General features: G+C 44.4%; 11 protein-coding genes, 1 rRNA gene, 1 riboswitch and 1 other annotated feature. Of the genes, 7 read left to right on the forward strand and 5 right to left on the reverse strand.

Annotated features, from left to right (window positions below; genetic code table 11):
* Nucleotides 1-335, reverse strand: a 16S ribosomal RNA gene (locus tag ACFODW_RS01865); the annotation flags it as partial.
* 496 nt (nucleotides 336-831) lie between these two features.
* Nucleotides 832-1,140, reverse strand: coding sequence for a rhodanese-like domain-containing protein (locus ACFODW_RS01870; RefSeq protein WP_390302103.1), 309 nt, complete (start codon nucleotides 1,138-1,140; stop codon nucleotides 832-834).
* Nucleotides 1,141-1,246: 106 nt separating this feature from the next.
* Between ACFODW_RS01870 and ACFODW_RS01875 the strand changes: the two genes are divergently transcribed.
* Complete coding sequence (locus ACFODW_RS01875; protein WP_390302106.1) at nucleotides 1,247-1,990, forward strand: hypothetical protein; 744 nt, start codon at nucleotides 1,247-1,249, stop codon at nucleotides 1,988-1,990.
* A gap of 119 nt (nucleotides 1,991-2,109) precedes the next feature.
* Here the strand turns inward: ACFODW_RS01875 and leuS are convergent, their stop codons facing one another.
* Complete coding sequence (leuS, locus tag ACFODW_RS01880) at nucleotides 2,110-4,524, reverse strand: leucine--tRNA ligase (protein ID WP_390302109.1); 2,415 nt, start codon at nucleotides 4,522-4,524, stop codon at nucleotides 2,110-2,112.
* Nucleotides 4,525-4,584: 60 nt separating this feature from the next.
* Nucleotides 4,585-4,808 (reverse strand) — a binding site (T-box leader).
* Nucleotides 4,809-4,915: 107 nt separating this feature from the next.
* Between leuS and ACFODW_RS01885 the strand changes: the two genes are divergently transcribed.
* A complete protein-coding gene (locus ACFODW_RS01885; RefSeq protein WP_390302112.1) occupies nucleotides 4,916-5,473 on the forward strand; it encodes a class I SAM-dependent methyltransferase in 558 nt (185 codons plus the stop codon).
* A gap of 22 nt (nucleotides 5,474-5,495) precedes the next feature.
* Here the strand turns inward: ACFODW_RS01885 and ACFODW_RS01890 are convergent, their stop codons facing one another.
* A complete protein-coding gene (locus ACFODW_RS01890; RefSeq protein WP_390302115.1) occupies nucleotides 5,496-6,566 on the reverse strand; it encodes a tetraprenyl-beta-curcumene synthase family protein in 1,071 nt (356 codons plus the stop codon).
* Between the two features lie 88 nt (nucleotides 6,567-6,654).
* Here ACFODW_RS01890 and ACFODW_RS01895 point away from each other — a divergent pair, with 88 nt between their 5' ends.
* Nucleotides 6,655-7,167, forward strand: coding sequence for a gamma carbonic anhydrase (locus ACFODW_RS01895; RefSeq protein WP_390302118.1), 513 nt, complete (start codon nucleotides 6,655-6,657; stop codon nucleotides 7,165-7,167).
* 38 nt (nucleotides 7,168-7,205) lie between these two features.
* On the opposite strand, the gene metK is transcribed toward ACFODW_RS01895, so the two are convergent.
* Complete coding sequence (metK, locus tag ACFODW_RS01900) at nucleotides 7,206-8,405, reverse strand: methionine adenosyltransferase (protein WP_390302121.1); 1,200 nt, start codon at nucleotides 8,403-8,405, stop codon at nucleotides 7,206-7,208.
* A gap of 207 nt (nucleotides 8,406-8,612) precedes the next feature.
* Nucleotides 8,613-8,720: riboswitch (SAM riboswitch) on the reverse strand.
* A gap of 211 nt (nucleotides 8,721-8,931) precedes the next feature.
* Here metK and pckA point away from each other — a divergent pair.
* From pckA to ACFODW_RS01920, 4 genes are all read left to right on the forward strand, one after another.
* Nucleotides 8,932-10,518 (forward strand): phosphoenolpyruvate carboxykinase (ATP), encoded by a 1,587-nt coding sequence (gene pckA / locus ACFODW_RS01905; protein ID WP_390302124.1) that lies wholly within the window; start codon nucleotides 8,932-8,934, stop codon nucleotides 10,516-10,518.
* A 176-nt stretch (nucleotides 10,519-10,694) separates the two neighbouring features.
* Entirely contained in the window at nucleotides 10,695-11,684 is a 990-nt protein-coding gene (locus tag ACFODW_RS01910; RefSeq protein ID WP_390302126.1) for an ABC transporter substrate-binding protein, read from the forward strand.
* A gap of 13 nt (nucleotides 11,685-11,697) precedes the next feature.
* Nucleotides 11,698-12,507 carry an ABC transporter ATP-binding protein gene (locus ACFODW_RS01915; protein WP_390302129.1) on the forward strand — a complete coding sequence of 270 codons (810 nt, stop codon included), beginning with the start codon at nucleotides 11,698-11,700 and terminating at the stop codon, nucleotides 12,505-12,507.
* Nucleotides 12,497-13,303 carry an ABC transporter permease gene (locus ACFODW_RS01920; protein ID WP_390302132.1) on the forward strand — a complete coding sequence of 269 codons (807 nt, stop codon included), beginning with the start codon at nucleotides 12,497-12,499 and terminating at the stop codon, nucleotides 13,301-13,303. Before ACFODW_RS01915 ends, ACFODW_RS01920 begins: the two co-directional genes overlap by 11 nt.

Genomic DNA, 13,303 nt, shown 5'->3' on the forward strand with positions numbered 1-13,303 from the left:
GGCCGATCACCCTCTCAGGTCGGCTACGCATCGTCGCCTTGGTAGGCCATTACCCCACCAACTAGCTAATGCGCCGCGGGCCCATCTGTAAGCGACAGCCAAAGGCCGCCTTTCAACTTCCGTCCATATGAATGGAAGTGTTATCCGGTATTAGCCCCGGTTTCCCGGGGTTATCCCAGTCTTACAGGCAGGTTGCCCACGTGTTACTCACCCGTCCGCCGCTCGTTCCACAGGTGTCACCCCCGAAGGGGTTCTACCTGCTTCCCGCGCTCGACTTGCATGTATTAGGCACGCCGCCAGCGTTCGTCCTGAGCCAAGATCAAACTCTCCAAAAAGTTTGGGCAAGATTGACACCAATCAATCCTACCGAATGTCTTAGCTTTGCAGAAGCAATGCTTCTGCTTGTTTATAAGAAAAAACGAGTTGTTTCTTCTTGACATACTGGTTGTTTTGTTCAGTTTTCAAAGAGCAAATTGTTTCAGTCGCTTTTTCAGCAACTTAATTAGTATACCATCGGAAACATCCGATGTCAACACCTTTTAGTACGAATAACTTATTAAAATTCCAGCAGGATGCAACAAATAATTCCTTCCCTGTCACCGAAGTATTATATTTCAATCTCATTCGATAACAGCCCGTTTATTTCGGGATATTTATTGTAGCATTCCCCCGCCCACATGTCAACAATGTCTATGAATTTTGTCGATATGCTGCTGCCTTTTTTGAAGCGCAAGAACAATAATATACCCACTCGAGGAAAAAGTCAATTTGAAATATTTCCCAGATATTACACCGTGGGTACATTATTGTATTACTTGAATGAAGTTCCGCTTACCTCGTAACTTTCCCTTTCCACTCAAGCATTCCTCCGGCCATATTTTCAACTTTAAAGCCATGTTCCTTTAAATAGTTGGCAGCGTTCATGCTTCGTCTGCCTGATCTGCACACTAAGACATAATTATCAGCTTTATCAAGGCTGCTTACAGATTCAGGTATTTCCCCAAGAGGAATATGTTTGGCACCTTCTATCATGCCTTGCTCCACTTCTTCATCCTCTCTGACATCTATCACTGTAAGATCATCACCATTATTCAGCCGATTTTCCAGCTCCTCTGGCTGTATTTCTTTTATATTGTCCATCTCTTTCACCCCATTTTTTATTCTGCTTTAATGATACGTATTCTTAGAATAGGTTGCAAACATCCTACACAAAATACTATGTAAGAAAATAGATAGGAGGCAAAATATGATTTTTTCCCATATATTATTGTTCTTCCTTGCAACCGCCCTCCCCTATAACATTCCAACCGACTCGGAAAGTCAGGAATCAAGCATTATACAAACATTCCAAGAGGATGTCACCGGAGATGGCTATGATGAAACAATCGAGCTTAAAGGGACATTATTTTCTGATGACACTAATTACTATCGTAATATATGGATTGATGTCTCCAACAAATTTGAAAAGGAATGGAAAACTTCTTATGGCGGCGGCTATGAACCGGAACTGTATTTTAATGATCTTAATCATGATGGGGTGAGAGATATACTCTACCAGAGCGCAACAGGTGGTAGCGGAGGATTGTATAATTATCAGCTGCACACACTCAAAGATAATAAATTGGATGAAATTTCTCTTCCTGAACAACCTGTAAGCGGAGAGTTCCGGGATGATTTCAAAGTGGAAATCAAACTCACTCCCACAGATAAAGGGCAAGTTATAGATGTCAGCAGCCGAAAAACAGAATATATCAAGCTGGGTATTTATAATGAAACCGGAAAGCTAATAGAAGCCAAATCAGTTATGATTGACCCGATTGCCTTTTTTGAACCCTCCTTAATCAGCGTGAGCAAAGGATACGGTTTAAAAAGCTATCAGCAAATCAGTGGTGCCTATCGTGCCGACCAGCTAGGAACAGTGGAAACTTTGTGGTATTACGAAGATGATAAATGGATTATACTGCAAACAAAATGGATTCCTTCAGAGTAGTAGGACAGAAAGAAAAAAGCTGCTGTCTGGTAGAGGCATAGACTTCCTGAGATATAAAAGACCCCTCCATAAATATATCCACGACAAGGATATTATAAAGAGGGGTTTTTTATTTAAAATCAGTTTGCAACGATATTTACAAGCTTGCCTGGGACAACAATCACCTTACGTATAGTCTTTCCTTCAATAAGCTCTTTAATCCTTTCATTATTCAAAGCTTTCTCTTGAAGTTCGTCTTTGGAGATATCCTTGGCAACATTCATCTTAGCTTTTACTTTACCCATAATCTGAATAACAATCTCAATTTCATCTTCGACCAATTTACTCTCATCGTACTCTGGCCATGGTTCATAACTGATCGTGTCAGAATGTCCTAGACGCTCCCAAAGCTCTTCGGCAAGGTGAGGAGCTACCGGGGAAAGCAGTTTGACAAAGCCTTCTATATAATCTTTCGGCAAGTTTTCCGCCTTATAACCTTCGTTGATAAAGACCATCATCTGGGATATCCCCGTGTTGAAATGAAGGTTCTCAAAGTCTTCCGTGACTTTCTTGACTGTTTCATGATAAACCTTCTCCAATTTGTCATTATGTTCATTGGTTATCTTTTCAGACAAAGATCCGTTTTCATTGATAAACAATCTCCAAATGCGGTCAAGGAAGCGCCGTGCACCGTCAAGGCCATTCGTAGACCATGCAACGGCTGCATCCAGCGGTCCCATAAACATTTCATAAAGCCGTAGGGTATCTGCTCCATGAGAAGAGACAATGTCATCCGGGTTAACCACATTCCCTTTTGATTTACTCATTTTTTCATTGCCTTCCCCAAGGATCATTCCCTGGTTAAATAATTTCATGAATGGTTCTTTTGTAGGAACCACCCCTATATCATAAAGGAATTTATGCCAAAAACGGGCATAAAGAAGATGAAGTACAGCATGCTCTGCTCCTCCAATATAAATATCAACTGGAAGCCATTGTTCCAGTGCTTCCGAGTCTGCCAATTTCTCTGAATTGTCCGGATCAATATAGCGTAGGAAATACCAGCAGCTGCCCGCCCATTGTGGCATCGTGTTTGTTTCCCTGCGCCCTTTCATTCCGGTTTTCGGGTCTGTGACATTTACCCATTCAGTCGCATTTGCCAGGGGTGATTCACCCGTACCGGATGGTTTAATTTCATCCATTTTTGGCAATTCCAGTGGAAGTTCCTCTTCAGGCACTGTTGTCATGGAACCATCTTCCCAATGAATTACCGGAATAGGCTCACCCCAATATCGTTGCCTTGCGAAAAGCCAATCACGCAGCCGATAGGTCACTTTCTTTTCACCGGTGCCTTCCTCTTTCAGCCAATCAATCATTTTGCTGATGGCCTCTTGTGTCTTTAGCCCGTTTAGAAAGTCGGAATTTACATGCTCGCCATCACCGGTATATGCTTCGGCGGAAAGGTCACCTCCTGCAACAACCTCTTTAATCGGAAGGTCGAACTTGGTGGCAAATTCGTAATCCCGCTCATCATGGCCGGGAACTGCCATAATGGATCCGGTCCCATAGCTCATCAACACGTAATCCGCCACCCAAACAGGGATCTTTTCCTGGTTTGCAGGATTGATGGCATAAGCCCCGGTAAACACACCTGTTTTATCCTTCGCCAGATCAGTCCGTTCCAACTCGGATTTTGTCTGGATTTCATTAAGGTATGCATCCACACTCTCCCTCTTCTCATCCGTTACAATCTTCTCTACTAACGGATGCTCGGGAGCCAGGACGGCATAAGTCGCACCAAATAATGTATCAGGCCTTGTAGTAAATACGGTAAACTTCTCATCATGGCCATCAATATAGAAGGTGACCTCTGCCCCTTCCGACCTTCCGATCCAATTACGCTGCATATCTTTAATGCTCTCTGGCCAATCTACTTCGTCCAGATCTTCCAGTAGACGATCTGCATAAGCTGTAATCTTCAGCATCCATTGTTTCATAGGTTTACGTACAACAGGATGCCCGCCACGCTCGCTTTTTCCGTCAATTACTTCTTCATTGGCCAGTACAGTTCCCAAAGCCGGACACCAGTTTACTGCCACCTCATCCATGTAGGCAAGGCCATGTTCGTAAAGCTTGGTGAAAATCCACTGGGTCCATTTATAATAGTTCGGATCCGTCGTATTAATTTCACGGTCCCAATCATAGGAGAAGCCGAGTTCCTGTATCTGTCGCTTGAATGTCGCAATATTCTTGGCCGTGAAAGCTTCCGGGCTGTTCCCGGTGTCAAGGGCATACTGCTCTGCAGGCAGGCCAAAAGCGTCCCAGCCCATGGGGTGCAGAACTTCAAACCCCTGCATCCGTTTCATTCGTGAAAATATGTCCGTTGCTGTATAGCCCTCCGGATGGCCTACATGCAGCCCCGCTCCGGATGGATACGGAAACATATCCAATGCATAAACTTTTTCCTTCTCCGAATAAGTATCCGTTTTGAATGTTTTGTTGTCTTTCCAATATTTCTGCCACTTGTCTTCTATGTGACGATGGTCAAAACTCATTGAATTTCCTCCTCTGATGACGATATAGAATGCAACAAAAAAAGCCACTCCTCCCTATAAATCAGGGACGAGCAGCCTTCAAGGGCCCCGCGGTACCACCCAAATTAACGTAATTAAACGTTCACTCGAATCTTTAACGCAGATTTACGGCAAGGACTACTAAACAAACCGTTCATCCCTGCAACTCCGAAGGCGAGTTCATAAATCTCCGGGAGCAGTTTCCACCTGCCACTGCCTCTCTCTACCCAGATTAATTTATTACTGATCCTTCTCCGTGTCGTTGCATTATGTATATAGAATAGTAATGAAATGTGGGGACTTTGTCAAGACAACCCCCTTTTCATCTGCTATGATGAATATTGTACAAGCAAAAAAAGGAGTTATCACCATTATGATCAAAGGAATCCTCGATTATTCACATGATTTACTGAAGCATTCTGTCGAAGAAGGAGACATTGTCATGGATGCAACTTGCGGGAATGGCCATGATACTATTTTCCTTAGCGGGCTGACAGGCCCAAGCGGAAAAGTGTTCGCATTTGATATACAGCAGCAGGCCATCCGAAACACTAAACAACTGCTCTCGGATGCCAAGCATCAAAATGTCACACTTGTCCACGACAGCCATGCTAATGCTTCTGAATATCTACCGGAAGGGGAACTTGGCGGTGCTATTTTCAACCTCGGATACCTTCCAAAAAGCGATAAATCAATCGTAACGAAAGGCAGCTCCACTATTGAAGCAGTCAATAATCTTCTGCCCCGCCTAGGCAGGGGGAAAATTATCGTACTTGTCGTTTACCATGGACACCCGGGTGGCAGAGAAGAGAAAGAAGCAGTAGTGAATCATGTTCAACAATTAGAACAAAAAGATTATGCTGTGCTCCGCTACGGCTTTATCAATCAAAGAAATAATCCGCCTTTTATATTGGCTGTTCAAAAGAGATAACATTCACCGTTCGGTTGCCTCCTCAGCCCCGCCCTCCATTCAGTTGGTAATAGAGTTTGGTATTTAAATGAAAGAAACGGCTTCTCCACCCTCTTTTCACCAATTTCCGTTTCATTTCCGGCCCATATTGCAAGCCGTTCACTTTAGGATCGCCTAAATAAAGTCCCACAAGCCCTTCCACTACCATCTGGTGGAATCCCGGGTCTGGCAAGCGCCGTCCTCTATCCTCTGCCTGCTGTATAAAATAAAGGAACCTTTCCCTCATTCGGCTGTAGTTTTCATAGTAATTGCAAAAGTTCAGGTCCCCTTCCTCCTGATCCTCCTGTTGGTCAATAAAGTAATCCAACAGTATGTGAATTCCCTGAATATATGGGAAGTATCCATGAATTATATCCTTTGCCATCGTTTCATTCAGATTACCTGATAGACCATAAGAAATAAGACAGAATATACCAAGGGTCGAACCTGCAGATGCTGCGAACTCGTGCCAGTCTAAATCTGGAAACTTCGCTTCGTAACCCTTATACCAAGACGTTAGCCTAGGCATGCGTTCTTCTTTCCTCACATGCTTATGCACTTGAAGGTCAGCATACAAGCCTTGTAATTCGAGAAGATGGCCTTCCACCATCTGGTAGTTGTCCAGCATGCCGAGTGATTCTTGACAGGTACGGACCAATTCAGCTAAGTATCCCCCATCATCCTGTTCCTCTCGTAGAAGATAATAATTCTTCGTCTTTGTTCCAGGTTTCAAAGCGTCGGACATTGCTTCATGCAATAAACAGAAGTCTTCCGGATTCATTGATGTGCTACGGTCACACAGATTATCCAAATAATCACTGATCGTCTGATATGCTACAATGAAGCGGACAGCCTCTACATGCTTCGCCCCTGCCAGCAGGCTGTATACCGCCCCTCCCTGACAATGGAACCGCTTTGCCTCCATACTGGAAAGCGCCTGGTTTCGCAATTCACGGTCTGGAATTTCCTCCGCCCTTTTTCTCCAATAGGAAAGTTCTTTGTCAACCGCCGGGAACACTTGCTGGTAAACAGATTTCATTAATGTAACCGCCCTGGTCGGAATATGCTTTGCCACTCCAATTCCTCCAACTGGAAATGCGCTTCCTCATCTCCGCTTTGTTATACTACTTATATATCACCATATTTCTTAGGAGGATTCAAATATGTATGCCTATAAAGGTAAAGAACCATCTATTCATGACACAGTTTTCCTAGCACACGACGCCATGATCATCGGCGATGTAACAATTGACGAATATTCGAGCATCTGGTTCAAAACCGTTATTCGCGGTGACGTCGCTCCAACACGCATAGGTAAGCGTGTCAACATTCAGGACCTCTCCATGTTGCATCAAAGCCCTGATCGTACATTGCTTATCGAAGACGACGTGACAGTCGGCCACCAAGTGACACTACACTCGGCTATCATAAGAAAAAATGCTCTTATCGGTATGGGATCGCTTATTCTGGATGGTGCAGAAATTGGGGAAAATGCCTTCATTGGAGCAGGGAGTTTAGTGCCGCCTGGAAAGAAAATCCCCGCCAACACAATGGCATTAGGGAGACCTGCAAAAGTTGTCAGAGAACTGACGGATGAAGATTATCAGGAGATGGAGCGAGTCAGGAAGTCATACGTGGAGAAAGGTCAATACTACAAAACAAATACTGTATTATAATAGAGGCCATGCAGGAAAATCCTGCATGGCCTGCTTGCTTACTTTTCAGCGAGTGCTTTCAACTCATCTACTTTATCTGTCTTTTCCCAAGGGAACTGGACATCCGTTCTGCCAAAGTGTCCATATGCCGCTGTATCCCTGAAAATAGGTTTTTGCAGATCCAGCATGCGAATAATTCCAGCCGGACGAAGGTCAAATATCTTCCGTATGGCTTGTACTAGTTCCTGCTCGGTAGCGATGCCGGTGCCAAAGGTATTAATGGAAATGGAAACAGGCTCTGCAACTCCGATGGCATAAGCCAATTGGACCTCGCAGGTCTTTGCCAATCCTGCTGCCACAATATTTTTCGCAACATAGCGGGCCGCGTAAGCTGCAGAACGGTCCACCTTAGTGGCATCCTTTCCACTGAACGCTCCCCCACCATGCCTTGCATAGCCTCCATACGTATCAACAATGATCTTCCTGCCTGTAAGTCCGGCATCCCCTTGTGGTCCGCCTATAACAAATCTTCCGGTCGGGTTGATGAAATACTTGGTTGTATCATCCAATAATTCAGCCGGCACCACTGGACGGATTACATGCTCTTTGATATCCTCTTCAATCCGGTCGAGTGGGATATCCTGGTGATGCTGTGTCGAAATAACGATCGTGTCCACTTTAACTGGGCTCCCATTTTCGTCATACTCAATGGTTACCTGTGTTTTCCCATCCGGGCGGAGGTAGTCGAGGACTTTATCTTTCCTGGCATCGGAAAGGCTCTTGGCCAGCTTATGCGCTAAAGAAATAGGTAAAGGCATCAATTCTTCCGTTTCATCACAGGCAAACCCGAACATTAAACCTTGGTCTCCGGCGCCGATGGCATCGATTTCCTTCTCTGTCATTTTGCCTTGCCGTGCTTCCAAGGCCTGGTTGACTCCTTCTGCTATATCAGGTGACTGTTCATCAATGGCAGTCAGCACAGCACAAGTATCCGCATCGAATCCGAATTTGGCCCGGGTGTACCCTATTTCCTTCACGGTCTGTCTTACAATTGCCGGGATATCTACATATGTACTCGTGGAAATTTCGCCGGCAACCAGTACGAGGCCAGTTGTTACAGTAGTTTCACATGCTACCCTTGCAAAAGGGTCCTTTTTTAAAATTTCATCCAAAATTGCGTCCGATATCTGATCGGAAATCTTATCCGGATGCCCTTCCGTTACAGATTCAGAAGTGAATAAACGCCGGTTTTCAGCCATTTGGCTAAATCCTCCCCTAATTGTATTACGGTACTCTATTTTTCCATTAGTTATCTTTTTTATCCAAAGAGGTCCAAAATATCAGAACATACCATGTTCCCATAAGCTAATATGGAAGCCTAAGGATTTCCTTTCAGGCAAACAATAATTCATTTGAACAAAGAAAAAACCTTTCCTGCAATGATGAGGAAAGGTGATAGCCTTTCACTCTTATTGTCCAAGGAAAAATCCTTGCATCAGGTAAGCACCTTTTCACTGAAAGTGATGGTTGCTGGGCTTCATCGGGTCTGTCCCTCCACCGGCTCTGAATAAGAGAGTATCCGTTCGAAATTTATCCTAACGGAAGAGGCCCGGCGTGTCAACCATTTCGAGAATCGCCCACAGGAAATTGTGATTTTTCTAAAATAATCCACCAATTAGTGTGGACTAATTTTTTTAATGTGTTATACTAATACTCATAAAAAGAAAAAAATGGATGCTTGATAAGTATATTGTGTAAATTCATCAAAAAAGGCGGGTTGTCAAAATGAAAATGGTGGAAAAATCATTAACCAAAGAGATTCACTCACATGTAAATCTCCAAGAGAACTTAACAGTACCACAGCTGGTCGAACAGATCCTGGCCCGAAATGAAGGAATCCTCACCGCTACCGGTGCTGTTCGTGCAACTACAGGAGCGTATACTGGACGCTCTCCTAAAGATAAATTTATTGTAAAAGACGAAATTTCCGAGGATCACATAGACTGGGGAACTGTCAACCAGGATATTGACGAATCCTCATTTAATAAATTGTATGAAAAGATGATCTCTCATTTAAAAGAGAGGGATGTATTATATAGTTTTAAAGGCTTCGCGGGTGCAGATGCCAAATACCGCCTCCCTATCCAGGTAATCAATGAATATGCCTGGCACAATCTTTTTTCGAGACAGCTGTTTGTCACCCCGACTGAGGAAGAACTTTCGGGCCATCAGGCAGAATTCACTGTAGTATCCGCCCCAGACTTTAAGGCCGACCCAGAGGTGGATGGAACCAACTCTGAAACCTTTATCATCATCTCGTTCAAGAAGCGGGTGGTATTGATTGGGGGAACAGAGTATGCCGGGGAAATTAAGAAGTCAATCTTTTCAGTAATGAACTACTTGCTGCCGCGTCAGGATATCCTCTCCATGCACTGCTCCGCCAATGTAGGCCAGGAAGGGGACGTAGCTTTATTCTTCGGTTTATCCGGTACGGGAAAGACCACCCTGTCTGCCGATCCCTACCGTCGCCTGATCGGGGACGACGAACACGGATGGGGGCCAAACGGCATATTCAATATAGAAGGCGGCTGTTATGCAAAATGCATCAATTTGTCTGAAGAAAAGGAACCGCAGATCCACAAAGCAATACGTTTTGGCTCTGTTCTTGAAAACGTCGTACTGGACCGGTCTTCCAGATTGCCGGATTATGATGATACTTCCCTGACTGAAAATACGCGTGCAGCCTATCCATTGGATAATATGGACAATATTGTCACTCCTAGTGTCGCAGGCCATCCGAACACGATTATATTTTTGACTGCAGATGCTTCAGGAACCCTGCCGCCAATTAGTAAATTAACGAAAGAACAGGCCATGTACCACTTTCTGAGTGGTTATACCAGTAAACTTGCAGGGACTGAGCGCGGAGTGACAGAACCACAGGCAACTTTCTCCGCCTGTTTCGGTGCTCCATTCCTTCCACTGAAACCTGCAGTTTATGCTGAGATGCTCGGTGAGAAGATTGACCTGCACAATTCCAATGTGTTTTTAGTAAACACCGGCTGGACTGGTGGTTCGTATGGCACGGGGCAAAGGATGAAATTATCTTACACGCGTGCGATGATCCACTCTGCATTGGAAGGTGAATTAAATTCCGTAGAGACCGTTACCGATGAAATCTTCGGTTTGAATATTCCTCTCCAGGTTCCTGGCGTACCCGATGAAGTGCTGGTACCCAAGAATGCTTGGGAGGAAAAAGAAGCATATGAAGAAACGGCTAAATCCTTAGCCATGAAATTCCACCGGAACTTCGAGAAATTTACGGAAGCCGGTGATGACATCAAGCAAGCAGGACCTGCATACCGGGTCTGAACCTAAGATTCCTCATCCCAAAAGGAATATTTATAAATAAAGCCGGCTTCCGTTCTCGGAGGCCGGCTTTTCAATTGTTTGAATTTCTCCTTTCCGCCCACACTAGGCATTCACACATTTTGCCCTCTAGCATAAACTATGTTGACATCACACTATTTATCAAGGGGTTGAACGTTATGAAAAAACTGATTGCGGCCGTTGCCACTGTCAGTATGATGCTGGTTTTCCTTGTAGCCTGCAACACAAACGGTACGGTCTCCGTCAGCCTTGCCGAAGTAACTCGTTCCCTGTTTTACGCCCCGCAGTACGTAGCTCTGGAAAAAGGTTTTTTTGAAGAGGAAGGATTGGATGTTGAGCTTCAAACGACCTGGGGCGGCGATACTACCATGACAGCGCTGCTCTCTGATGGTGCCGATATAGCCCTCGTAGGCTCGGAAACATCCATTTATGTATACGCCCAGGATTCCAGAGACTATGCAATAAATTTTGCCCAGTTGACACAGACGGATGGTACATTTCTCGTGTCAAAAGAACCTCGCCCTGATTTCAACTGGGAAGACCTGAAAAACAGCAACTTCCTTGGGCAACGTGTCGGGGGAATGCCACAAATGGTGGGAGAATTCGTACTGAAGAAGCACGGAATTGATCCGCATCGTGACTTGAATCTCAGCCAAAATGTAGACTTCGCCAACATACCAAGCGCATTCTCTTCCGGTGATTATGAGTATGTCCAGTTATTCGAACCTACTGCAAGCGTCTTTGAAAAAGAAGGAACAGGACATATCGTAGCTTCCTTTGGAGAGGAATCCGGAAAGGTACCGTATACAGTCTTTATGGCAAAACAGAGCTTCCTGAATGAGAATGAAGAAACCGTACAGAAATTTACAAATGCCGTCTATAAGGCCCAACAATGGGTACAGGAGCATAGTGCAGAAGAAATTGCTGAGGTCATTCATCCATACTTCGAGGACACGGAAATAGATATGCTCGCTGCCTCCATCGACCGCTATAAACAACAAGGATCCTTTGCAGAAGATCCTGTCTTAGACGAAGAAGAATGGGAGAACTTGAAGGATATCATGGATGAAGCTGGCGAACTGCCGACCGATGTGCCTTATGAAGAATTGGTAAACACAAAATTCGCTGAGGAAGTTCTCAGCAACTAAGGAAGGGGATATTATGTCATTTCTAACAATGGATAAGGTCTCCCATCACTACTTTTCTTCTAAAGGCTACACAAAAGCACTTGACCAGGTTTCCTTTTCCGTGAAGGAGGGGGAGTTCATTGCATTATTAGGGCCAAGCGGCTGTGGTAAATCGACCATCCTCTCCATCCTGGCAGGTATTATCCAACCTACAGGTGGAAATGTATTGCTTCAGGAAAAACCGATTTCCCATTCAACATTAGCTATTGGCTATATGCTTCAGCAGGATTACCTTTTTCCATGGAAATCTATCATGGAGAATGTCCTTCTCGGACCGAAATTGTCCCATACCGACACAGAGGAGATGAAAGCAGCTGCTCTAGATATGCTGGAAGAAGTCGGACTGCCGGAAGTAGCGGATTTCTATCCTAGTTCGTTGTCCGGCGGTATGCGTCAGCGCGCAGCATTAGTCCGGACATTGATCAATGACCCGAAAATATTATTGCTCGATGAGCCATTTTCTGCACTTGACTATCAGACAAAATTAAAGCTTGAGGATCTGGTTTCCAATATATTGAAAACTTATCGAAAAACGACCATCCTCGTTACCCATGATATAGGGGAAGCCATTGCTATGAGTGATCGGATTCTTATGATGAATGCCAACCCGAGGACAATAGCAAAAAGCTTTGAAGTCCCAGTTGAATTAAGGAACGAGGCACCATTCCAAGCTAGAAAGCACCCCAAATACCAATTGCTATTTGAAAAAATTTGGAGCGAATTGGATAAAAGAGAAAATGCCTCTCCAAATGCGAAGGTGGTGCCCAAAGATAATGGTGAATAAAACAGACCAGCAGCTTTATGAAGAATATAAGAATGGGCTAAAAAAAGAAAAGCGCATCGTCATTACCTGGCAGGCTGGGATCTTGATCACCTTTCTGCTCCTTTGGGAAATGGCATCAAGATATTATTGGATAGACCCATTGCTATTTAGTTCACCCAGCCGGGTGTTATCCTTGCTTACAGAGCGATTCTCGAATGGTTCCTTGCTCAGCCACCTGCAATTCACATTGTTTGAGACGGTGTTAGGATTCCTTATCGGAACAGTCGCTGGTATTATGATAGCCACATTACTTTGGAGTTCCAAGCGGTTATCGAATATACTTGACCCCTATCTTGTCATTTTGAACGCCATGCCTAAGGTGGCCCTGGGGCCGATTATCATAGTTGCACTGGGACCAGGATTTATCTCAATTATTGCAATGGGAGCAATTATATCTGTCATCATTACCACACTTGTTGTCTATTCCGCCTTTAGCGAAGTAGATCCCAATTATCAAAAAGTCTTAAAGAGCTTTGGAGCAACACGGAAACAGTGCTTCAAGGAAGCAATATTTCCAGCTGCCATGCCCACAATGATTTCGACATTGAAAGTGAATGTAGGATTGTCTTGGGTTGGTGTCATTGTAGGGGAATTCCTTGTATCCAAGCAGGGGTTGGGATATTTGATCATCTATGGGTTCCAGGTATTCGATTTTTCATTAGTAATGTCGAGCTTGGTACTGATAGCCATACTGGCAGCCCTTATGTATAAATTGGTGGAAAAGTTGGAAAAGTGGTTGACCCGTCATACTTCATAA

The organism is Virgibacillus sediminis (genome assembly GCF_042643265.1).
Lineage (GTDB): Bacteria > Bacillota > Bacilli > Bacillales > Amphibacillaceae > Virgibacillus_O > Virgibacillus_O sediminis.